This window comes from Galbibacter kalidii, from assembly GCF_026241135.1.
In the GTDB taxonomy this organism is placed as follows: Bacteria; Bacteroidota; Bacteroidia; order Flavobacteriales; family Flavobacteriaceae; genus Galbibacter.
This window is the reverse complement of the sequence record NZ_JAPFGA010000025.1, coordinates 15620-39926: the sequence shown is the minus strand read 5'-3', so window position 1 is coordinate 39926 and position 24307 is coordinate 15620. Positions and strand designations below refer to the sequence as shown.

Sequence of the window (24307 nt, the reverse complement as noted above, 5' to 3'; positions counted from 1 at the left end):
TTATCCAATAAAAGTTATAGTTTATACAAATTGTCATTTATGAATTTTTGTACTACCCCTGGTAATAGAGGAATGTCACGATCATCAATCATTTCCCAATAATCAGTTTTATAATTGCTTTTTGAAATAAATTCATAATAAGAATTAGATTTGGCTCCTTTCATATCATTTACAAATTCTTTAGAAAGAACATAAAGCTCATTAACAGCATTTATTTGGGTATATGTGCTTTCTTTCTTTTGCTTTATTTTATAACTTCTACTTTCCTTAAAACTCTTTAAAGAAGAAAAGCTATCATTGTGGTTATAAGTGGCATTAATGTAATAATTATCTAAAATAGATTCTGAACCGAATGCCCTCATAACCTTTGGGTTTTCTTTAGAATATATCTGAATTTCAAGAATATTTTCAGTTCCCTCTTCTAAATATTTACCCAATATCGTATTTTTTTGACTTAATATAAGTTCCTGCTCTTCATCTTTTTTAATGTTATATTCTTCCATTAATTGTTCTTTATTGATATAATCATCAATATATGGAATACCTACAATATTAAAATTCAAACGTACTAACCCCTTTTCATCTATTCTTTTTATAGATTTATCTTTGTATGATCGGTTTTGAATTATCTTAGCTTTTATTCTACTGTTTTTTGTCTTGATATAGTATTCGGCTATACCATCCATATAATATTGGGGCTGGGAATCACTAAATTGGATACTTCTAAAATATGTTGTAATCTTAAGATATTTAGGTACTGTCTTTTCTGCTGATAGGATTACCTCTTCTAATTCTATTGGAGTAGTTATTTCCGACAGATGAATAGTATCTTTTAACATGATATCTGTAACCGAGAGTTTTATTTCTTTAAATCCTATTTTGTAAAAAAATAATGACTGAGTATTTCTTCTCTTTATTTCTTCGACAGAATCTTCTGTGATTTTTCCTTCTTTGTCTGTGGTTCCAATTAATTTTCCATTTTCGGTATAAATCTCTACCTGCTGAATAGGTTTTTTATACAAAGAATCTACAACCATTTTTTGCGAGAGAGCATTATTTATATAAAACGAAAATACAATTAGAATAAATATCCGTAACATAAGCATCTATAGTTAATAAATCAAAAGACTGTCTGTATATAATAACAGACAGTCTTTAATTTTCAAAAAATCAGTCTTATCGACAACGACCCCAATTAAATTTGGTGTTTTCTTTGATTCCATCCAACATTCCGGTAATACAAAAAATCCCCAAAAAGCCACCTTCGACACTTCTCATTTCATTTCTTGTTAGTTTTGTTTTGAAATCATCAATACTAAGTTTTCTTTTCATCATTTAAAATTTTATATATTATTCCTACTCTATTTAATGGATTTTCGGATACTCCATAATTGAATACCTTTAAAATATCATGAAACATAATAAGATAAGAGATATTTAACTTTTTAGTATGCCTCTCATTTAAGAATCTTATAAACGAGATTCATTTTCAAATGTAACACAACTGATCGCTTTCACCCTAGCATCACGTAATATCTGTTTCGTTTTATGTAATAAGTGATTGCTTCTTATTAAAGGAATAATCAAACGTATCACTTTCCATAAGTTTTATGGGTAGTACATTGATACCTTTTTTAAAATTTCTCAGATTTTTATTTTCCTTCCTTCTTGGCCTTTTTATAGCGTAATTTCCTTTCTTCCTATCAAACCAATTGATACAAAGCAAGACTAATAGGATAGCTAGAAGGGTAAGCTGGAAAAGTAATAATAAAAGCATTGCTTTGATTGGGGCTTAATTCTTTAGGGGGCAGGAAGGTAAAAGGTCACATTCTAACAGAAAAACAACGGTCAATACGCTTTAATTGGATTTTTGAAGTACTATTTATGAATGGATATACACCTCTTCAATGATGTTAACCTCCGGCTTTTGTATGCAAATCAAAATATTCCTTCCGGTCCAGGTTTGTTTTAATCCTCCAATAACAGTTGCTATCGGTAAAGCGGGGTACATATACCTTATGCCAGTCTATTTCTTCCCAAAAATCTACTATGGGAGGTTCTTCCGGAATTCGGCAAAACGCCTTTACTTCAATTATCCGCTCACCATTATCGTCCACATAAGGAATATATTGTAAATAATACTCTTTAATATTCTTCTTAACAGGCCTTTTCAAAAAATCAAATGCATTATCTCTGGTAGCCCTATCAATCATATTGTGGACAATCTGTATATCAGCGGAATCCGGTTTCCAGTGCTTATATCTAAGTAGTGTCCTTTTTATGGTGCGTTACAAACACTCTTTAACTTATAGCCACTCGCTTTCACAGTGCTAAAAACAAGGATCAGTTACGTAGGCTTTTACCGGTTTTTCGAATTCTTAACCTTTTCGTCAGCGTCTATTTTAATTTCTCCATAAATTTCCTTGAACGTGTCTAACAGATTGTAGTTCAACCCTTCCATGAAGCAGATTAACTCGACAGCTAACAAGTCCTTCGTTTTTTCATTAGCGAGTCTACTTATTTTATTTTCAGCCATTCCAATCTTATTTTCGACATCACTTTGCTTAAGAGTGTGTCTCTTTAGAAATTGTATGTCTGATGGTAGGCGACTATATTCTTCTAAAAAATTATTCTTTGCCCTATCCGGAAAAATTTCGTCTACTGCCTTGTTAAACTCAAATTCTTCTCTATCTGCTAATTTGACCCCAATGAGAACTATTCTATAAAATTCTTCAGGAGAAGGCTTAGCTGTACCCTTATTGCATAAGTCATTCATTCTTGGCTTCTTAACATTTGCCATGCTTCTGACTTTTTCCTTTACGATTCCAAGTTTATTTAAATACTCACCTAATAATGTAGCCATACAATAATTTTTATATGACTTTTATTTGAATTTCTTTTAAAAGTCATATTTTATTTATATATTTGTGTTATTAATGAAAGCGACACGTTAAAAAAGGAGTGTATCTCCTTGTCAACTACGATGTCTCTCTATTGGGGAAATAATCCGACTAAAATTATGCCCTAGAGAGTACAACGGGGTCGCCTATTATGCTGGAATATCTTATATTTGCAGATATATCCAGCGGGCGGTCCTTTACGTTTGTACTTCGATGGGCGAGATGAGATTTTCTCATCTAAGGTTTTCTTAGTCGGATTCCCTCACCAAATCGGAGGAGTAAGGGCCGTTTCGTTGGATTCCTTTATTCTCTCCTTTTTATAGGGTTTCATCGTTTACATAACTAAAAGATTATGGAAACGAAGTTTACCAAACCACCATCACCCAAAACCCGCAGCCCAGTTACAGGGGTTATCTCAGATTGTGGTATCGAACAGGTACCATCCCTTCAATCCATGTCAAAAAACATCAATACGCACCTAAATAAAGAACTCAAAACCGACAGCAAAACTGGGAGTCATACCATTTTAGTTAAGGGTATAAACTCTAATAGCTGCTGTTCGGTAGCACCGACCTCATACCTAAAGAAACACGTGTGTTTGCCACAGGACATAAGACGGTTACATCTATTATATTATCGCAAATATAAAAGTAGCTCCTTTTTCCCTCTCATGCAAATTCACCTTTGCTTTCTTACGTCATGTGGGGTCGGTTTTTGAAGATTTTTTTAAAACACTAACAACCAAGACTAAACGAAAAGAACAGGATGAAACACCAACCAAACAGTTTGATTACCAAGGCGCAATATAATGTTGCGTTTACGGTGTATTTTATCCTTTTTCCTAAAAAACCAAAGTGTCCTATTTAGGATACTAATTGTTATGAGAGTGGCGATAGACCTTTTTTATTTCCGGTACACGATATATTTTTCTCCCATAACTCACGCTACACTTTTTCACGATATCCGGTCGTGTGACGAATCACAAGATCTTAAACATCTAAGGCTGTCCTTCTTTAATAGGACCTGCCCTTACCGGGAGCTAATGCTCGCGGTAAACGGACAGGCACATAAGGGTTAGGGTTAGCTTGATGTAAAATTTAAAAGTAAGGCCCTCTAAGAAGTAAAAGGGAAAATTAGAAGGCCTAAATCTAACAAAACCGAAGTTTAATCAAACTAACTCAAAATTATGAAAAATACCTTTATAAATAAGGTCAGGATACTCCTTATTTGTATCCTGCTCATTTCATTAACCCTATTTGCATATAATGCCTGGGGTATGTCAAATAAACTTAACTATATATTAGACTCCCCTCCTTTGGGTGAGGATATTCAACATCAGGTCAGGGGCATGGTCGTAAACACTAACGGGATGCCAATTCCAGGCGTACATGTTCTCATCAAGGACACCCAAAACGGTACTTTTACGGACGATAACGGTGTTTTTACCATTACGGCCTCCCCTTCTGATGTGCTTATAATAAGTTATGTCGGATTTCAAACAGCTGAAATAACTGTAGGGTCTAATACAAAACTTTCCGTGGTGTTGAAGGAAGATATCACCGATCTTGGAGCCGTTACCGTTAACGCCGGATACTATACGGTAAAAGAACGGGAACGTACCGGAAATATAGCTAAGGTGACAGCTCAAGAATTGGAATTACAACCGGTGGTCAGTCCTTTGCAAGCACTACAGGGAAGAGTAGCAGGCCTCGAAGTTGTTCAAAGGACAGGGGTTCCCGGAATGGCCCCTACTCTAATGATAAGGGGGCAAAATAGTTTTCGAAATGGCTTTGGAAATAATGGGAACTTACCTCTTTATATCGTGGATGGGGTGCCTATCGACCCTAATCCGATCATTACAGGGGGATATGCCGATTTGTCTATTGTAACCGGAATAGATCCTTTAAACAATATCAGTGTTTCCAATATAGAAAGCATTGAGATATTAAAGGATGCAGATGCTACGGCTATTTATGGTTCACGTGGGGCCAATGGTGTTATTTTAGTCACTACAAAAAGGGCATCAAGGGCCGCAACTGAAAAAACGTCATTGGATGTTTCATTGTATTCAGGTTTGGCGACCGTTTCCAATAAAATGGAACTTTTAAATACCGAACAGTTTCTGGAGATGCGAAAAGAAGCCTTCGCCAATGATGGCATTGTAACCTACCCGGCCAATGCCTACGATATAAATGGCACTTGGGATCAAAGCAGATATACCGATTGGCAAGATGAATTTTTTGGCAGGACAGCCTCCGTCACGGATGCCCAATTATCCTTGTCTGGCGGAAATGAGTTTACCGCCTTTCGGTTAGGAGGATTTTACCATATGGAGGAAACAGTATTCCCGGGGGACTTTGGCTATGATCGGTTTAATGGATCTTTGAATGTGAATCACACTTCAAAGAATAGAAAACTAAAGGCCAGTGTTTTGGTCAATTATGGAATAGACAAAAACAAGTTATTCCAAAGCTCCACTTTTGTTAGTGATGCCTTGCGATTGTCTCCCAACGCCCCAGCGTTATATGACGAAAATGGTGAATTGAATTGGGAAAACTCTACATGGAACAATCCCTTTGCAGTGCTCAACAGGGTACAGGAAATAAACACCAATACATTAAATGCCAGTGCATCGGTTTCCTATACCATTTTTAATGGCTTAAGCTTAAAACTGAACTCGGGGTATACCAAAACGGATTCGAAGAGTTTAAGCATAATACCTGTCAGTATTTACGATCCTGCTATACAAGATAGTAGGTCGAATGAAGCCGACCATAGCGAGACGGTTCGGGATTCATGGATCGTGGAACCTCAATTAGCTTATGTCAAAACCCTATCGAAAGCAAATTTTGATATCGTATTTGGGGGCACCCTTCAGAAAAGTAATAGCAAATATTTGCAAATAAGGTCAAGAGGATATGCACAAGAACGGTTTATTGGAAATCTATCAGCTGCGGACCAGGTTCTGGTTTTGAATGTAGATCAACGGGAGTATGCCTACAGTGCTGCTTTTGGCAGGATCGGATTTAACTGGAATCAGAAATATTATCTTAATCTTACCGCTAGAAGAGACGGATCTTCTCGTTTTGGTCCGGGCAAACAGTTCGAAAATTTTGGTGCTGTCGGGCTGGCCTGGATTTTTAGTGAAGAAGGGGGTATAAAGAAGGCCATCCCATTTTTAAACTTCGGAAAATTACGTGGAAGTTACGGTACTACCGGTAATGATCAAATTCCCGATTACGGCTTTTACAATTCCTACCAAACGTACCTTGGAGGCTTAATATCTACGGGGTTGACAAACCCGAATTATGCATGGGAAGTAAACAAAAAACTGGAAGCTGCCCTGGAATTGGGCTTTTTTGAAGATCGCATCCACATGGAAACCAGTTGGTACCGAAACCGTTCTTCCAACCAATTGGTAAATTATCCGCTATCGACAGTTACGGGATTTCCTTCTATTACTGCAAATCTACCTGCGGTGATACAAAATACGGGATGGGAGATTGTATTAACTACGCAAAACATACGACAACCTAATTTTAACTGGGAAACCAGTTTTAATATTTCATTTCCGGAAAATAAATTGGTGGAATTTCCCAATATAGAACAATCTTCCTATGCCAATAGATATAGTGTCGGGAATTCTTTAAATATATTAAAGCTATACCGATATACCGGGATTGATCCTGAAACCGGTTTGTACCAAGTAGCAGATGTTAATGGAGATGGGCTTTATAATATAGATGATCAGGTAGTCATTCAAGACCGTAACCGGGATTATTATGGCGGTATAATGAACCGTTTACGTTATAAAGGCCTTCAATTGAACTTCTTGCTCGAATTTGTAAAACAACCGGGGATAAGCAATGCTTTTTTAAATAATCTATTCCCTCCCGGTTTTGGATTGCCTTTTACCGGAGGAAATGTAAGTTCAAATGTTTTAGACCGATGGCAAAATGCTGGGGATGATACAAATTTTCAACGTTATACCCAGTCTTTCCTTAATTATACGGGTTACGCAAATGCTAGGAACAGCAGTTTTGCATATAATGACGACCCCTCCTTTATTCGTTTAAAAACAATTTCTTTATCCTACAGCGTCCCTTCCAAATTTATTAAGGAATCGGGATTATCCTCTATTGTGGTCTTTGTACATGGACAGAACCTATGGACCTGGACCAAGTATAAAGGTTTGGACCCACAATATCCAGGCGGAAGTTTATTGCCTGCTTTAAAGAATATTACCTGTGGTTTTCGTGTCAAATTTTAATTAGTTAATTATGAAATATACATATATAATATTGCCCCTGTTGTGCATTTTCTGGGGTTGTGAAGATTTTGTGGAAGTAGATTTGCCTTCCAATCAGGTGATTCGTGAAGATGTTTTTTCCCAGGAAGAATCTGTAAAAGGATTAATGCAGGTCATGTTTTATGAACTATCAGATGCAAGCTATTTTTCAAGCGGAAGTGATGGATCGGTAACAATGGTCAGTGGCCTTGCATCAGATGAATTGATCAATTACAGTACCATTTCAGAGCATCCCGAGTTTTTTCAGGGAAATGTTACAACACATAATGAAATAGTCGGTCGTTTGTGGTCTACAATGTATTCTACGATCTATATGGCCAATGATATGATGGAAGGTTTAGGGGAACCTTACGCAGACGGCATTCCCGAAGAACTGAAAAATCAATGTATAGGGGAGGCCAAGTTTGTACGTGCCTTTGCCCATTTTTATCTGGTGAACCTTTTTGGTAATGTCCCATTGGTTACAACAACAGATTACCATAAGAATACTACGGCGAAACGATCATCCACTGAAGTGGTCTACGAGCAGATCATTTCAGATTTAGAAGATGCCATAACATTATTGGCCACTGGTTATGGTGGAGAAAGAACGCGACCTAACAGGGCTGCTGCCAGATTGTTGTTGTCCAGGGTGTATCTATACCTCGGTGACTGGGAAAAGGCAGGTAATCTTGCTACTGAGGTTATCTCTGAGCAGACTATGTATGAGATAATCCCTAACCTTGACGAGGTCTTTAAGGCAAACAGCAGGGAAACGGTATGGCAGATAGAACCCGTTGGGAGGATCTATACTTTGGAAGGGGAAACCTTTATTTTAACGGGGCTCCCTACCCTGTTCGCATTGAACCCTGAATTGGTTAGCACCTTTGAAGAAGGGGATAAGCGAAGGGAACAATGGATAGGTGTATATAGTTCTGGACCCAACAGTTATTACTATCCCTATAAGTATAAAATAAACTCAGCAAGTGAGTTTACCGGTGTAACCGAATATTCTACAGTGCTGCGGTTCGCAGAGGCCTATTTAATCCGTGCAGAGGCAAGGGCACAACAAAACAACCTTGATGGAGCCATAACAGATCTGGACGTTATCCGTGAAAGGGCCGATGTTCCCTTATTGTCTGCTACAAGTCCATCGACCAGCAAAGAAGGATTGATAGCGTCCATTCGTGAAGAGCGTAGAAAAGAACTTTTTACCGAATGGGGACATCGCTGGTTTGATCTGGTACGTACTGGAGAAGCAACCGATGTGTTAGTTGACAAAAATTGGTCAATTAAGAATTACCTGTATCCAATACCCGAACAGGAGTTGCTTATAAATCCCAACCTGGATCAAAATATAGGGTACGATCAATGACCAAAACACCAAATGATGCTTGTGTGAACTGTTCCTTATAAAAAGAGTATGATCAGAGCAGCTCTTACATGATAAATAATTGATAAAATTTATCCAATGAAAAATACAATTCTTAAAATAATACTTAGCGTATACATAACAGGATGTTCTGTGGCAACTTTAACTGCCCAAAATCCCAAAACAACTATAAACAGGGGTAATTCCCCACTTCAGGTAGGGCAGTTTGAAAACGGGCTAACCTACCATATTTATAGGGACTCGACACTTGACAGTGAAAAAATCCTTATGGGATTTATGGTCAAGGCCGGACGTGATAAAGAAACAGCGGATGAACTGGACTTTGCCCATATGATAGAGCATATCCCGTTTGTACGGGATTCGGTTTATCCTGAAGGCATTGACCGTTTCTTAAAGTACGATATGGTTCCTTATGCCGATGTTACTGCAAAAACTACTAAACCTTTTGTTAAATACTGGTTCCATTATCCCAACTCCCATCCTGAAGCTTTTGAAGCAGGGCTGTCCTGGTTCAGGGAAATTGCTTCAGGACTGCGTTTTGATGAGGGGATAATGGACAGGATCCGGAGTCAAGTGCAGGGAGAAATGATTTTTAGGATGCGCACAATATTGGATTGTGCTGCTGGGAAACCATATATAAGTTACCGTTTATATGGTAGAGGGACAAGGGATTTTTGTAATATAGTCAATGATATGGAGGAGTATAAAGCCGAAGACCTGCAGGCTTTTTACCAGCGTTGGTACATCCCGGAAAACATGGGGATATTCGTGGTCGGTCCAACCACGATACCCACAGAACAGGTCATAGGAAAAATCGAAACCCAATTTGGGGATTTACAACAACCTGTCAAAGTGCCAGAAGCTATCGACTACAACGAATTTTACCTCTCACAGGAAAACCAGTATATCAATATTGATACCCGGGGGCTTATTGAAATTCCCGAGATACAGCTGTATTTCCGAAAATCTCCCAAAAAAGGTATTTGCACCGAGCCTGCATTAAAGCTATCGCTGTTGGACGAGATGGTTGGGAGTCTAGTGACATCACGTATCCAGAGGCGGAGCCAATCCTTGAATAACCAGGATATTGAATCCATTGTTTTTTATCCGCAAGATCTCCCTCCAAGTTTTTTGGTCACTCCCAAACTAAAAAGCCCTACAAGTGTCAAAAAAGGTGTTCAGTTGCTTATTATCGAATTTAGAAAAATAATGGATAATGGATATACCGATGCAGAGTTCCACAATGCTGCCAAGGCAATAGAAGATAAATATGTCAACAGGGAGGGGCTTACTGCACAGTCCATCATGGATGAACTGTATGAAAACTTTTGGAGAGAAGATGGTTTTTTACCCAGGGAAAAGGCGCAATATATCAAAACTTTGTTAAGAGGACTGACCAAGCAAGATCTTAACAGACGAATGTACGCCCTGTTCAACCCGGGGAACAAGGTGGATGTGGTGGTCAGGGCAGCGGACAGCAGTTCTCATGGTTTAAACAAAAAGGAGGTATATGGATGGATGGCCGAAGCCTGGAAGGTACCAGTAGCTGACTGGGAAGCATCCCTTAAAAGTCCGGAACAGATTAAAATAAAACCAATCAAGGAATTATTATCACAGCAAGAATTTTCGCAGTTATCCGATACAAGAGATTATCAAGTCAATGAAGTGCCGGAATACGGTATCACGGATATGGATTTCCCCAACGGGATGAAGGTGGTCTTAAAGCCCTTTCAACCTAAGAATGGGTTTAAAGATAGGATACAGGTACAACTGATCAAGGCTGGTGGGGTATCTCAATTTACAGGAGAAGATTATGCTGCTGCCTTGTACTCCCCTGACATTGTCTCCGCAAGTGGATTGGGGTCTTATAGTGAGCAACAACTGGAAGCTTATTTCCGGCAACCCGGACAGGGAGGCCTTCAATTATTGCCTTATGCAAATCATACGGAGATTGGATTTCGGGGTTGGTATCTACCGGGACGGCTAGAAGGCTTGTTGGAATATTTATACTTGTATTTGACCCAACCAAATGTAGATAACAGTGCCCTTGCCGATTGGAAAAAGTCACAAAAGGTCAAGTTGCTAATGGAGCAACGGAATAACGATCTCAAACTACGGGATTTTACAAGGAATTTCTTTGAAGGACAGCCCTTTGTTTACGAAGAAACAATTGAAGCTATAGAGAAAGCAAAGGTTATGGATTTGTATAGAATACTATTTAGTGGTCCCAAAGGATATGTCGTAGTGATTACTGGAAATTTTGATTTAAATACGACTATGGAATCATGTAATAAATACCTAGGAGGGATACCGGAATATACACTAAAGAATAAGCTAATTACAAAAGAAAAAGATAGTCTATATCCACATAGTATCCCTCAAGGGCCTTTATCCTTTAATCTGGATGGGGATGATCCCAGAAAGGCGGATGTACGGGTTTGTTATTCCGGCAGGTTGGACTATTCCCCTAAAGAAGATGCCGGTCTTTTTGTGCTCAATAAAATATTTAATGACCGGCTTCATAACCGATTACGAAATGAAGAGAAAAACTCTACGGTTTACACGGTGTTTTCGACATATGACTTATTTGATCAAAACAATCGGTACAAGCTTACTATTACCTTTAACTGTGTAAATTCCAAGACAAAAAAAATGATAAATGCGTTAAAAGATGAGATCGATACCCTGAAAGAACAGGGACCAGTCCCTGAGGTACTTGAAAATGTACTGGCTAATATTTCCCTTTATTACATGCCTGCTTATGAAGATAATGCAGAACATATGGCTATGCAGCTTATAGATAGGTATAAATATAATAAAGAAAGGGAACCCTTGTATAGATTAAAAGATTATATCCAGAACATAACGGTCGCGGATGTGAAGGAGTTGGCCAAAAAATACTTGAATGAGGAAAATTATTATCAGTTCATTGTCAGTGAAAAAAGCTCCCAAGTGGAAAGCAACAACTTTTAATGCTTCATAGTATCCATAAATGTAAATGGGGACAGGATAGATAGTATCCTGTCCCCATCCCTAATTAAATATTACGGTACTGGTATAGGATTCGGATCAGAATTTCTTAATACCGTAGCACATTCTGCCGGTGAGCCCTGAGCCACATTAGATGAATAGGCTTGAAAAGGCCCGCCATGGGCAGCAGAGATCACTGTACAAGCAAAATCGTTCTCGTTGTCACAAGGATTGCTTGCTAATTCCCTACATACATTTGCATTAGTATCTTGATATGCATATTTAACAACAAACAAATCTGAAGCAGATGCAAAAGAGATGGCGAATGTAAGTACAAACACCAAAGCAGGTAAAATGAATTTAAACTTTTTCATGATTATAAAAATTAAGTTTAATTAAATTATGCCCCTCTTTGTGCAGGGCCATGGGCTTCTTCCCTGTTCTTCTCGCGCGAAAAGATTTTTTAATATTTTAAATAGCAGTTACAATGTCCGGATGTAAGCTGTAAACCACTATATGATTTCCTTGATAGGCCACTAAATAATTATTGGTTACCAAAAAATCAGACACCTTAAAGGTCTTATAGTCCGGTACCCGAAAGCTATAGGAATAGGTTCCCTGTTTACGTAAATCATACAGGTCGATGGTGGAGGCTTTTTTAAAGTCGTCATAGCTGTCATTCTTTGCCATTCCGGTAGCATATATATATAAATATTGATTGTTTGTGGCAGCATTTCTATTTACCAGAAATTGTGGGGATGCTAATTTTCTTACAGCACCATTCTGCGTTGTTACGGGTTTAACTTGTACCTGGGATATGGTATCTATAGTGTTGCTTCGATACAGTAATTTAACTTCGGTATCCATTACCATAAACTGGTTTCTGTAATAATAGATATAGATAAGTTTGGATAATTCTTCACTAAATAACATTTGACCATCGGTACAGAAAACTCCGTCAATCTGTTTTTCTAGGATATCATACCTTAATTCAATATTAGGGTAGATATCCTGTTCCAGTCCCAAAGCATACTCCTTGGTTTTTCTACTTATGGATTTAAGGGCCATTCTCTTTTTACCCGTCGGCACGGCAGAAATAAAATACGTACTGTCGTACATGAAGCGTTTCGGTTGCCAATTGTTTAGCATCCCTCTTTTTAGAATAGGGATAGTCCCTTCCATAAAATAAAAATATGGGGGTTGCACATCAACAGTATAACTTTTATAGGGCTGGATAGAACCTTCCTTCCCTAATCGAATGTTAATGTATGTGGTGTGTAAAGTAGGAAGTGTTATTTTAATTAATTCTGTAGGAGTCTTATAGTTTCCTAGGTAGATTGTATCTTCATCGTGACCGGCAAAGTAATATGCTTTTTTATTCAATGAAATGGCATCTACAAGGGAAATTCTATCCGTAATAAGTTTTCTTTCAAAACCATGATCTTTAATGATGTCTTTTTGTGACCAACCAAACAATCCGACAACAAGTAATATGCTAACAGCAAAGCAAAGTGATATTTTGACAATAGTGTTTTTCATGTTGTGTTATTTATTATCTAGTATTAATCGTTCAGATGTTTGAGATATTGGATTTGTTCGTTTCTGGGACAGGATTAATATACCGGTCATCGCAAGTAGTACAAACACGCTATTAAATATCAGGTGTTCTTTCCAGCCCATTTTTTCTAAAATACCTCCACAAGAGCAGGGAACATAAGGACTATAGGTCAAAATAATATAAATGTAGGCTGTAAACATGGTCATCAGACTAAAAGCAGCATAGAGTGCTGTATGGCGAAGGCGTGGTACTATGAGCATACCCGCAATTACCAGCTCTATGGCAGGGACTATCCAGGCTACCCAATCACCCATAGAAGTGAGCATGGGGGATTGTCCTAACTGTATTCGGAAATTTTCAAGATCCCATAACTTATTCACAGCTGCATACACAAATAATAAGATGAACAGCATGCTAATAATCTCAGTAATTAAGCCTGTATGTTTTTGATACCATTTCATTTCAATTGTATGTAATTGGTTTTGAATGGTATAAAATTAATGGGTTTGAAGTATCTGAAACGGATTATTTAGTATCCAAAACGGATTAATTTAATAATCTTAGCGTTTTGAAGGTGACATTTGGGTTGTCATCCTTAAATCACTTACACTATAACCATAACGTTTTTTAAATTCCCTGGAGAAATGATTAGCTTTCTTAAAGCCCATGGTCTGGGCAATTTGCTTAACGGGTATATTTGTATTTTGGGCTATTACATGAGCATTTCTAAGACGTTCGTTTTTTATGTATTGCAAAACAGTCATGCCATAGAGTTCTTTAAACCCCTGCTTAAGCTTAAACTCATTGGTCCCATATTGGATTGCCAAAGCCCCTAAAGTAGGAATGGGTTTACTTAAATTATGGTTGATAAACTCCCCGACCTGTCTGATTTTTTTAATATCATCATGGCTTAGTGGCTGTTTATGTGTTCTTTTCTTTGGGTTACTGATGGCATGTCTTCGTTGTTTGTCAATTCTTTTTCTTAACCGGTTTTCGACAAGGGACCACTTGCTTGCTATGTTTGGGAAGGTAAGTAAAATAAGGTTTGGGCGATCAGCATTATATGAAAAGGTTAAAATCGTACAATTGGCTGGCATATGTAACTCATTCTTGGCTCTAAAGGTAAGCTTAAGATTGGTTTCCTGGTCTTTTCTTTTGAATATAGTTTTAAAGTTTTTATCCCATTCTTGAGCAGATTCTGTTGTCAGAATTTTGTGGATCGACTGATTGACAATATCATTCTTTTTGTACTGTAACAATTTATACCCTTTAGGGTTAATATATACAACCTGACTTTTATCATTAACAAAAAAAAGCACTTGATTGTTGATCATATATGAATCGTGCATGGCTATATATCCCTGATGAAAAAAAGAATTCTGTATATTTTCAGTCATCATGTTCAATGTCGTGATCAGTGCTTCGAGTTCATCATCGTGATCGCTACGGGAAATCCGGTAATTGAAATTTCCGTTGGATATATGATATAACAGTTCGTACACCTGATCGAGCCTTCTTTGGGTTTCAGTATCCATAATTATTGTCACTTTAATTCATTTAAGCCAAGACCAAACCTTTGGGGAAAGGTATTATTAAAATGTGGTCACTTGTAAAAGCTTAAAAACTTTAAACCTTCCTCCTGATCCTTGCATATTTTAACAGGGACATTTGGAATATAGTTTTTCACATACATATTTGAAATTCTTTCTGAAACGGGGTTATCTGTAATCAGTGCAATAGCTTTACTCAAGAGGGCCCCTTCAATAGCCAAATATTTTCGGGCATCCCGATCTACTTCCATGATCCCGTTGATATCACAAAGAATAGGATATGCGATCCCCCTTTGTAATTTCATTCTAGCGGCAACAACTTCTATGGCCTGTTTCAGGCCAATGGTTACCTGATCCTTGTATTTGAAGAATAGTATGCCACCTTCGAGGGATATGTACGCGCAGCTATTTTCTATACATTTCTTCATGGTACTTTTCAAAAAAGGGGATTCAAATTACTGATTTTTTAACCTGATATACAGGGGAAAAACCCCCTAAATCGTTAAAAAAGTATCTGAAACGGATTATTTGCTATCTGAAACGGATTATTTGAACCGCTTTGGGAATTGAGGTGAGGTCAAGTGATTGATTTTAATTAGCTTGATTTCAAGGGAATTGATGCCTGTTTTTACAGGTGACATAGGAATCTCATTTAAATTATATCCAAATGGCTAAAATCAAAAACAATAACTTTTTAGATACCGTCAATGATGTATTCACCGATGCCACCCGGCAGGGGGTGCTACACCTGTACGCAGACGGGGATCTGTTTACCGGAAGGAAAATAAGTGTACAAGGGAAAAATTTGTTCCATTTCGGGACTACGGGCTATCTGGGATTGGAACAGGATATGCGGCTGAAAAATGCGGCTTCGGAGGCCATTTTCAACTACGGCACACAATTCCCCCTTTCCAAGACCTATATCTCACATCCTTTGTACCGGGAACTGGAAGAAAAAGTAACGCAGATGTACAACAGCCCAGTCATTATTACCAAAAACAGTAGCTTGGGGCATATCGGGGTCATTCCCAGTGCAGTGGCCGACCGTGATGCCATTGTATTGGACCATCAGGTACATTGGAGCGTACAGAGTGCGGCCAAAACCCTAAAGACCCGTAGTGTGCCCATTGAGATGATACGCCACAACAACCTTGACATGCTGGAGGACAAGATCAAAAAACTTTCCTCTAAACATAAAAAGATATGGTATATGGCCGATGGGCTGTATTCCATGTACGGGGACGAAGCACCGGTTTTGGAACTCATGGAACTCAGTAACAAATATCCACAGCTTCATCTCTATTTTGATGATGTGCACGGGATGAGTTGGGTCGGTAAAAACGGTACCGGGTTTGTGATGAGCAAGCTCAGGGAATTGCCGGAACATGTGCTGCTCTTCGGTACGCTCAGCAAGACCTTTGGTGCCAGTGGTTCGGTACTGGTATGTTCCGACAGGAAAATGTACAGCAGGATAAAGACCTTTGGCGGCCCGCTGACCTTCTCCGCCCAGTTGGAACCGGCCTCGGTGGCTGCGGCCATAGCCTCAGCCGATATCCACCTTTCCAAGGAAATCTACATGCTACAAGATGAACTGTTAGAACGGGTCGCCCTTTTTAATTCACTGTTGGAGAAAACACAGCTCCCACTGATTGACAAAAACAATTCCCCGGTCTTTTATATCGGGACAGGGATGCCCATCACCGGGTACAATTTTGTCAACCGCCTGATGAAGGAAGGCTTTTTTGTCAACCTGGGGATATTCCCGGCCGTTCCGGTAAAGAACACCGGGGTGCGGATCACCATTTCAAGGCATAACCAGCCCGAAGAAATCAGGGCATTGGTACAGGCCATGGAACACCACTATCCCAAAGCTTTGGAAGCCACCCACACCTCCCATGAAAAAGTTTGCAGGGCTTTTAGCCTACCTCTGACTTCCTATGGAAATGAAAAAGAGGTTTTACAGCATGGGTTAAGTGTCCAGCATGAAGAAAGCATATCCCGTATTGATAAAAAGCAGTGGAACAAACTTATGGCCGGCCACGGGGTTTTCGACTGGGATGGCCTGCATTTTCTGGAAACCGTTTTCAAGGACAACGGAAAACGGGAAGAAAATTGGCGTTTCCATTACTTTATCATAAGGGATTCACTGGACAAGCCCGTACTGGCCACCTTCTTTACCTATGCCCTTTGGAAAGAAGATATGCTGGCCCCAGAAACGGTATCAAAAAAAATAGAAGAACAACGCCAAAAGGATCCCTATTATATGACCTCCCATGTCCTGTCCGTGGGGTCGCTGTTTACGGAAGGGCAGCATTTGTTCCTCGATAAGTCCCATCCCCTGTGGCACGATGCCTTGCACCTGCTCTTTGATGAAATGGATAAATTGGACCGCAGCTTAAACCCTTCCATGGTGGTGCTCAGGGATTTTGAAAAGGACGAAACACTCAATGAATTTTTCCACAACCATGGCTTTATAAAGGTCTCCATGCCGGATTCCTGTAAGATCGACAATCTTGATTGGAAGGCGGTGGATGCTTATTTAAGGACATTGTCCTCAAGGTCGAGAAGGCATTTCAGGAAGGACATCGCCCCTTTTGAAGCACGTTTTAACATTGAGATACTGGATAAGATAAACCCGGAACAAAGAGAAACATTTTATGCCCTTTTTGAAAATGTCAGAAAGAATAACCTGGGGTTGAACACTTTTGCCTTTCCGGAAAAATTAATGGACAGTATGTCCAAACATCCGGGTTGGGAGTTCATTGTACTCACCCTTAAAGGCGCATATACCCGGGACAAAAAGGACCGCACTGTTGGGGTGATGTTCTGCTATAAGAATGGCAGGCAGACCTATGTTCCCGCTTTCGTAGGGATGGATTACAACTATGCCCATGAGCACCAGGTATACAGGCAACTGCTTTACCAAACGGTAAAAAGGGCCGGTGAGACCGGGTTCCAAAATATTGACTTTGGGATGACGGCCGGCTTTGAAAAGAAAAAGATTGGGGCCACGGTTACCTCAAAAACAGCCTATATCCAGGCCAAGGACAATTATTCCATGGAACTTATGGGAATGATGGAAAATAAATAACAATAATATATGATATGGAAAATACCTTTAGAAATTCTTCCCTAAATTAAATCGCCTCTATTGCTATTCTCCCATGGTATTTAAAAACGCAGTCGGATGGATAGAAAATACAAAGATGTAATTGATAGGTTCAATGAAAAACTGACCAAAATAAAAGCCGATAAAAGAATATCCCTAAAAAGAACCAATGAAGGGATCCATTTGTGCAACAATACCTTATATCTCCTCAAAGGTATTGTAGAGAAACACGGGTTTGAAGATATAACAGCTGAAATACATTTCTTTAAAAAGGTTAAGGCTGAACCGCTTGGTTTCCTGGTATATTTTAGCGAAGTGCGTTCCTGTGAACTGTTAATGCCTAAAGTGGGGATCAACAATCAATTGTCTTTCCTTAAAAAGAAAATCCGCCGGATCAATAAATTCTTTAACCGGAACTGGGATTTTGTCCATTATATGGAACAAGGGCTCACCTATCTCGATAATCAATATTTTACCCGTGAGAATCAAGTCTTTCCTCTGTATGCACTCCCCGAGGCTTGCTATCTGGACCCTAAGTTTTTTACTTCCAAAGACATGCTCTGGGCGCGGATAAAAGGGATGAACCACTATATCGCCTATGTAAAGAACCTGATTCAGGAAATTCAACCGCAGAACAAGTGTAGCCATCAGGAGCATAGATATACAAAACCCCTGCAATGGACTTCCTCTAAAGCTGCGCTGACAGAGCTGATCTACGCTCTTTATGTGACGCGTGCCATTAATGATGGTAAGGAAGATATCAAAACCATTGCTTCTTGTTTTGAGGTAGTATTTGGAGTGAAACTGGAAAATCTTTATAAAACTTATTTTGAAATTAAGGCCAGAAAAGGAAGTAGGACACGGTTTTTGGAAGAGCTGGTTCAGCGCTTTAATGAGAAAATGGACAGGGATGATGAGTTTTTGGACTTGTAAGAAAAGTATTCGTAATTACGAATAGGTTACGAGTTTGAGTTTTCTTGATAGGTATTATAAAATTTGGACCGTTTTGATATTTGTTTTGTGGTTCCAATAGTATAGATCACACCAAATTCCAGTAAAATTAATATGTTAAAATTCATTCGTAATTACGAACGCCTTACGAATGATTCCCGGTAAAACCCTTCAAATTTGTCAAACGAAAGTCAAATCGATGCAAAGCCGCCATTTCATAAAAAAGCGTAACCGTATCTGGTGGCTTTGTTCTTTAAAAACGTTTACAAATGGGAGCAACGATTATTACTACCGAAGACCTTTATGAGTTCAAGCTGGAACTCTTGGACGAATTCAAGCAATTACTTCAAAACCACAACGGCCATACCACAAAAAAATGGCTCAAATCAAACGAGGTCATGGAACTCTTGGGCATATCCCCGGGAACACTCCAGAACCTGCGTATCAATGGTACCATTCCCTATACCAAGGTAGGCGGTATACTGTATTACGATTACAGCGAGATCATGGATGTCTTGGAAAACAACCGTGTGCACAACAAGTTTTAAATTCCTGCGTAGGCAGGAATCTCATTTATGGAAGACATCAACTACATCAAGCACCTGAACGGGGTATTTGAACAATTTTCCAAGGATAGCCGTCTCAATCCGACCCATATCAGCCTATACATTGCCCTGTTCCAGTTTTGGAACTTCAGCTTTTTCAAGGAAGAGTTTTATATCAACCGGGAAGAAGTGATGCATTATGCCAAGATAGGCTCTACGGCCACTTACCATAAATGCATTAAAGAGCTTAGCCATTGGAAGTACATACTGTACACCCCATCACATAACCCTTTTAAAGGGAGCAAGGTCAGGATGTTCAATTTTGAAACAAGTATTGAACAAGCAGTGAACGACAGCCGTACCAAAAATCAAACAAGTGCTGAACAAGCACTGATACCTATAATAAAACATATACAAACTAGGGAAAACAATAAAAACATAAACAAACGCGGAAACTTTAAAAATTCAAATCCGCAACTTTTGAAAAACGGGAACAAACCTGACCCACTTGTTCAAAACCGGGACAACCTCAAAACAAGTTCGGACAAAGACTATAACGAACCTTTATGAGCCCATAATGGGCATTTAAAACAAAATAACCTGAAATGAAATCTCAAAACCCACATATGATCACCGAAGGCGGTGTGCAATACCAACTGGGAAAACTCAAAGGCAATTGCATCCGGTATGATTTTGACAAGATGCTCATTTACTTGGATGCCAAGGGGAAATTGATGTTCGGTAAGAAATTCAAAATCCACAAGGAAGACCGGGAGATCCTCTATAAGCTTTGCTCGTATTTTATCAGGGATAAAGCGACTTGTGATCAATTCGGGATAGATATCGAAAAAGGCATATTACTGACCGGCCCTGTGGGCTGTGGAAAAACTTCCCTGATGCGGCTGCTGAAACACATGGTGCCCCACCGGAAACCATACGAGGTCATCCCCGCCCGGAACATTGTTTTTGGGTTTAACAATATTGGATATACGGTTATCGAGCAATATGGGGACCATCGGTTTTATTGTTTTGATGACCTTGGCGTGGAACCCACCGGAAGGCACTTTGGCACAGACTGCAATGTCATGGGCGAAATCCTGCTCTCGCGTTACGACCTGTTTCTCAAACACAGGGTAAAGACTCATGCCACGACCAACCTCAATGCCCGAGAATTAGAGGAACGCTATGGCAACCGGGTTCGTTCCCGGATGAGGGAGTTGTTTAATTTGGTGGCGTTTGGTAAAGGGAGTAAGGATAAGAGAGCATAACGGTTAAAATTGATAACGCTAATTCGTTCAATCTTTTCTGCAACCCGTAACCCAACCAAACAGACGACTTCGAAAAGCATTTTTTTTATGATAAACATAGATTTCAATTCCCTTTGCATTGGCATTCCCGGAATGGTTACAATGCAGGGAGACGAAAATATCTACCTTTAAACTTAACCCTGTCTGACAAGGAAACCAAAGTATCCTTGTACCGGGTCGGGTAAATATCCAACTGGCCGTCGAAAAAAACTTTGTTCAACCGAATTATTTTTTCGGACATTTCCAATACAACATCTTTTTCTTTGATACCATTTATCCCAACCGCACCGGAATCCACTCCACCATGTCCGGGGTCGATGACTATGACTTTTTTATCATCCCGATAGTTATCGGGAGAATCTTGCCCAAAAACGATACACATTTTCAGCAGTAAAATCACAAAAACTTGAGCTGAGCGAAGCGGTGTGCTGAGCCTGCCGAAGTGTCGAAGTTTGACGTTTTTGAGCATCCCGGTCTATTTTAACTTTACCTTGTATTCTTTCCAGATTCTGTTCTGCTATGCCCAAATGCATACTGACTCTACATGATTCTGTAGGGTTCTCTAATGCTATTTCTTCAAGTTCAATTCCTTCTTGAAGAAAGTTTTCTATAAATTTATCATGCAAGTACCTATTGTTTCCGAAAAGCTTGTCAAGAGCTTTACTAAGCACTTCCGCTCTTGCTTCTTCAATAGCTACCGAATTATTTACGTATACAGTGCCCATGGCTTTTGCAGACCTATCCGGTCGTTTTTCTCCTCTGAATACAACCTGTTGTTCCTTTTGAGTTTCAGAAGAAGGGGACGTAGCGGCTATTTCTCCCAGAGTATTTTCTACTGTCAATTTAGCTTTACTAGGCTTAGGTTTTACCTCCGGCTTATCCATAGACAGGGGCGTAACTATTCCCAGAGTATTTTCCATTGCTGATTTAGCTTTATCAGGCTTAGGTCTTACCTTCGGTTTAGGCTTATCCATTAATCTTTTCTGTTCTGCAGCGTGACGGGTCTGCTCTATTTCATCATTTGCATATGCTGTCGCTACTGCTTGTGCAGGCCTGGCCAATCGCTCTGTTTCCCTTAATGTAACGGCTTCCCGAGGTTCTTGTTCCGTATTCTGGGTTATTTCTATAGACTTCATAAAATAATCTATTCTCTCAAAAGTGTCTTTGCATAATCCATTGCGGTCAACATGAAATATCATTCTATCAACCCCGTTGTCTTGAGGCAATTCATAAACAGCGTTTGTATTTTTTTTTGAATCGTCCACGAAAATGGAAACCACGTCTTGGTTTCCTGCCATTTTATTTGCGATTTCAGATTCTCTAATTAGGTTCGCCTTGTTTAAGGGGACATTATCATGGGAAACCGGGACAATAGATTCACTAAGAGCTCCCAGGCCTGCGTTTCGGTACATACGACGAATTGCACTGGAAACACCGGATGCCGTTAATGTAAATGTATTAACCCCCATATCACTGTACTCTTTTACCTTTTCAGCAAGTAATTTGGAGTCAAAAAACTCTATGTTGTTTTTAGCGATTTGCTTATCCACCCAACGACCTACCCCTTCTGTAAGTTCCAGATTGCTATTTAAAGCCTCTATGACCTCTTCTCTGTCGAATCCTTGGGGTAAATCCCCAGTATTTAGAGCACGTGTGATAGCATTGTGTATGTGCCCGTTCACTTGGGTGTGATCAAAATCTATAAATAAATTAGTTACAGCCATTTTCTGTATATTTTATGGTTACATTATTAAAAAGATCTGACATTATTGCATCGGTATTACAGTAAAGTTTAAAAACCAAGCTAGGGATAAATTTTTCCTTTGCTGAATACCCTATACACATGTGCCGAGGAAATATATTCTATACTATAATGGGAACATTGATATAACCTTGAAGGGCATTTGGATAGGAGGTTAATTGTAATGGGCTAGGATATAATCCAGTTCTGAATCCGAAATTAAAAGAGGGTTTGCTGTAATATTAACCTCCCATATCTCCTCAACATCCATAACGTATTTAACAGTTCCTATAGCTCTCTTTTCATCTGTACCTTTTAAATACAGGGGAACTGTTTTTGTATATGAATTTTGGCCTTCTTCATCCTTTAATTTTTCTACAACTTCATCCAGGTCTATTGTTATGTCAAATTCAAAAGGGATCCTAAATACCCCATCTACTCTTCCAGTATTATCGCTAAATCGTACGAAAAACCGTACAACATAGCGATCTATCATATCGATCTGCGTATCACCAGGTGTAGGGTTGCTCAATTCATTCATTATGGTATATGTAACCTTATGGTATTTCTTGCTCCCTTCCAAAAACTCAAATTTATACCCCAATTCCGAACGAACATAGCCACCGAGTTCCAAGTCTTCTACACGGGAATGCTCAGCTTTGGTCGAAACATGAACCTGATGATATCTATCAATTCTCTTTTCTATAGGTCCTTTCTTTACAAGCCAAGAAGAAGGGGTAGATGTTCCGGAAGGAACCGTCTGCTCAGAACTTTCAATATAGAATTCATTAACAAAATGATGTTCTCCCAAATAATCAAAAATATGATCATAATGATAGAAAGTCGGACGTAAGAGGGCATCCACATCATCATGATTGGGAACAGGGCCTTCAAGCTCTTCTGTTTCACAGTCCGTGGCTGGTGCTTTATCTTTTGAAAAATATTTGACGGAATACTCTGTCGTGGAAACTATTTCGGCATTTAAATAATTGTCAATATCTTCTGCCGTAATTGGATTAGAAAATATAAAATCTTTGTTTTCGATCGTATTTGTTATTTCATGGCGACAATCCGTATCGCTTGGCCTTAATAATTGTTTGGATATTGATGATGGAGTAGTAGTTGACGGAGGCTTATTTTTATCACTAGATTTAATGATATTGGTTATACTAAATCCGTTCAGTATATCTTTAAATAAGTTCTCGGTCAAGGCTTCTTCTACAGGTGTTAACTCCTCTACAGGAGAATTTTCGTTAGATTTCTGAGACTCCTCATTGTACGAATCATCATCTGAAGAACATGAAACGAGTAAGAAGAGAAAAATTGACAGGGTAGATAACTTAGAATTTTTCTTCATAATCGATAATCTTTAAAATTAATTGAATTCCTTTTGTCTGACAACTATTAAGATAAGTATGCCAACAAAATCCCCTAAAGAAAAATTAGGTGAAGGCAATATATTCTCCCCCATATTACCTAATTAAGTCAACATACGCTGGACAAATTTGGAGAGTATGAGTTCCTATTCAATTTAAGAACAAGTTAAAATTACGTTAAAACGTTGGTTTGGTGCAATTAAATTTAGGGGAAAACTGAAGGTTAATCATCTTCATCAATAAATAATCAATAATTTATAATATAAGAATTTATGACAGCATTTTCATTAATTATCCAGCAAGGAACCCTTGAAAGCCAATTACTAGATTGGGGTGGTACTATCAGAACGGTTTTAAACATCATAACTGCAATTTTTGCTGTGGTTGGTGGGTTCATAGTTTTCTTCCAATATATGCAAGGAAATGACCAGGCACAAAAGAATTTTATAAAATTTGTAATTGGTTTAGGAATAGTAGGGTTGGTAAATTTAATAGTTAAATTTTTTCTTCCTAATGCTGAAACCTTCTAAAATTAAATCAATTTATAAACTATAATTTCCATATGGAAATTCGTATACGGATTTAGGGAATTTCCTATCTATGGTATGACTTGAATGGA

Annotated in this window: 20 protein-coding genes and 1 pseudogene; 9 read left to right on the top strand and 12 right to left on the bottom strand. The window is 38.8% G+C overall.

Annotated elements, in window-relative coordinates; all coding sequences use genetic code 11:
- Positions 1–14: 14 nt before the first annotated feature.
- The 4 genes from OOZ15_RS18505 to OOZ15_RS18490 form a co-directional block, all read right to left on the bottom strand.
- Complete coding sequence (locus tag OOZ15_RS18505; protein WP_265957936.1) at positions 15–1037, bottom strand: hypothetical protein; 1023 nt, start codon at positions 1035–1037, stop codon at positions 15–17.
- A gap of 139 nt (positions 1038–1176) precedes the next feature.
- Positions 1177–1332: a hypothetical protein gene (locus OOZ15_RS18500; protein ID WP_265957935.1), complete on the bottom strand. Its 156-nt coding sequence runs from the start codon at positions 1330–1332 to the stop codon at positions 1177–1179.
- A 581-nt stretch (positions 1333–1913) separates the two neighbouring features.
- Complete coding sequence (locus tag OOZ15_RS18495; protein WP_265957934.1) at positions 1914–2213, bottom strand: hypothetical protein; 300 nt, start codon at positions 2211–2213, stop codon at positions 1914–1916.
- Positions 2214–2359: 146 nt separating this feature from the next.
- Positions 2360–2863, bottom strand: a complete 504-nt coding sequence (locus OOZ15_RS18490) for a hypothetical protein (RefSeq protein ID WP_265957933.1) — start codon at positions 2861–2863, stop codon at positions 2360–2362.
- A 1313-nt stretch (positions 2864–4176) separates the two neighbouring features.
- On the opposite strand from OOZ15_RS18490, the gene OOZ15_RS18485 reads away from it, so the two are divergent.
- From OOZ15_RS18485 to OOZ15_RS18475, 3 genes are all read left to right on the top strand, one after another.
- Complete coding sequence (locus tag OOZ15_RS18485; protein ID WP_265957932.1) at positions 4177–7170, top strand: SusC/RagA family TonB-linked outer membrane protein; 2994 nt, start codon at positions 4177–4179, stop codon at positions 7168–7170.
- Between the two features lie 10 nt (positions 7171–7180).
- The gene (locus tag OOZ15_RS18480; protein WP_265957931.1) at positions 7181–8563 is read left to right on the top strand and encodes a RagB/SusD family nutrient uptake outer membrane protein; all 1383 of its coding nucleotides are present in this window, start codon (positions 7181–7183) and stop codon (positions 8561–8563) included.
- 96 nt (positions 8564–8659) lie between these two features.
- Positions 8660–11554, top strand: a complete 2895-nt coding sequence (locus OOZ15_RS18475) for a M16 family metallopeptidase (protein ID WP_265957930.1) — start codon at positions 8660–8662, stop codon at positions 11552–11554.
- A gap of 71 nt (positions 11555–11625) precedes the next feature.
- Here the strand turns inward: OOZ15_RS18475 and OOZ15_RS18470 are convergent, their stop codons facing one another.
- The 5 genes from OOZ15_RS18470 to OOZ15_RS18450 form a co-directional block, all read right to left on the bottom strand.
- Entirely contained in the window at positions 11626–11925 is a 300-nt protein-coding gene (locus OOZ15_RS18470) for a DUF6520 family protein (protein WP_265957929.1), read from the bottom strand.
- 97 nt (positions 11926–12022) lie between these two features.
- The gene (locus tag OOZ15_RS18465; protein WP_265957928.1) at positions 12023–13090 is read right to left on the bottom strand and encodes a hypothetical protein; all 1068 of its coding nucleotides are present in this window, start codon (positions 13088–13090) and stop codon (positions 12023–12025) included.
- A gap of 6 nt (positions 13091–13096) precedes the next feature.
- Positions 13097–13570, bottom strand: a complete 474-nt coding sequence (locus tag OOZ15_RS18460) for a MauE/DoxX family redox-associated membrane protein (protein ID WP_265957927.1) — start codon at positions 13568–13570, stop codon at positions 13097–13099.
- Between the two features lie 99 nt (positions 13571–13669).
- Positions 13670–14644, bottom strand: coding sequence for a helix-turn-helix domain-containing protein (locus OOZ15_RS18455; protein ID WP_265957926.1), 975 nt, complete (start codon positions 14642–14644; stop codon positions 13670–13672).
- 68 nt (positions 14645–14712) lie between these two features.
- Complete coding sequence (locus OOZ15_RS18450) at positions 14713–15087, bottom strand: DUF7793 family protein (protein ID WP_265957925.1); 375 nt, start codon at positions 15085–15087, stop codon at positions 14713–14715.
- Between the two features lie 239 nt (positions 15088–15326).
- On the opposite strand from OOZ15_RS18450, the gene OOZ15_RS18445 reads away from it, so the two are divergent.
- From OOZ15_RS18445 to OOZ15_RS18425, 5 genes are all read left to right on the top strand, one after another.
- Positions 15327–17750 carry a bifunctional aminotransferase class I/II-fold pyridoxal phosphate-dependent enzyme/GNAT family N-acetyltransferase gene (locus OOZ15_RS18445; RefSeq protein ID WP_265957924.1) on the top strand — a complete coding sequence of 808 codons (2424 nt, stop codon included), beginning with the start codon at positions 15327–15329 and terminating at the stop codon, positions 17748–17750.
- A gap of 96 nt (positions 17751–17846) precedes the next feature.
- Positions 17847–18701: an RteC domain-containing protein gene (locus tag OOZ15_RS18440; RefSeq protein WP_265957923.1), complete on the top strand. Its 855-nt coding sequence runs from the start codon at positions 17847–17849 to the stop codon at positions 18699–18701.
- Positions 18702–18988: 287 nt separating this feature from the next.
- Entirely contained in the window at positions 18989–19267 is a 279-nt protein-coding gene (locus OOZ15_RS18435; protein WP_265957922.1) for a helix-turn-helix domain-containing protein, read from the top strand.
- Positions 19268–19294: 27 nt separating this feature from the next.
- Positions 19295–19834, top strand: a complete 540-nt coding sequence (locus OOZ15_RS18430; RefSeq protein WP_265957921.1) for a hypothetical protein — start codon at positions 19295–19297, stop codon at positions 19832–19834.
- 35 nt (positions 19835–19869) lie between these two features.
- Entirely contained in the window at positions 19870–20532 is a 663-nt protein-coding gene (locus OOZ15_RS18425; protein WP_265957920.1) for a P-loop NTPase family protein, read from the top strand.
- Between the two features lie 27 nt (positions 20533–20559).
- On the opposite strand, the pseudogene OOZ15_RS18420 reads toward OOZ15_RS18425, so the two are convergent.
- The 3 genes and pseudogenes from OOZ15_RS18420 to OOZ15_RS18410 all read right to left on the bottom strand — a co-directional run bounded on the left by OOZ15_RS18420 (position 20560) and on the right by OOZ15_RS18410 (position 23669).
- Positions 20560–20953: pseudogene (locus OOZ15_RS18420) on the bottom strand (N-acetylmuramoyl-L-alanine amidase family protein).
- Complete coding sequence (locus OOZ15_RS18415; protein ID WP_265957919.1) at positions 20919–22295, bottom strand: hypothetical protein; 1377 nt, start codon at positions 22293–22295, stop codon at positions 20919–20921. The pseudogene OOZ15_RS18420 and the gene OOZ15_RS18415 overlap by 35 nt, the downstream one beginning before the upstream one ends.
- Before the next feature lie 192 nt (positions 22296–22487).
- Positions 22488–23669 carry a hypothetical protein gene (locus OOZ15_RS18410; RefSeq protein ID WP_265957918.1) on the bottom strand — a complete coding sequence of 394 codons (1182 nt, stop codon included), beginning with the start codon at positions 23667–23669 and terminating at the stop codon, positions 22488–22490.
- A 291-nt stretch (positions 23670–23960) separates the two neighbouring features.
- Between OOZ15_RS18410 and OOZ15_RS18405 the strand changes: the two genes are divergently transcribed.
- Positions 23961–24218: a hypothetical protein gene (locus OOZ15_RS18405; RefSeq protein WP_265957917.1), complete on the top strand. Its 258-nt coding sequence runs from the start codon at positions 23961–23963 to the stop codon at positions 24216–24218.
- Positions 24219–24307: the final 89 nt, after the last annotated feature.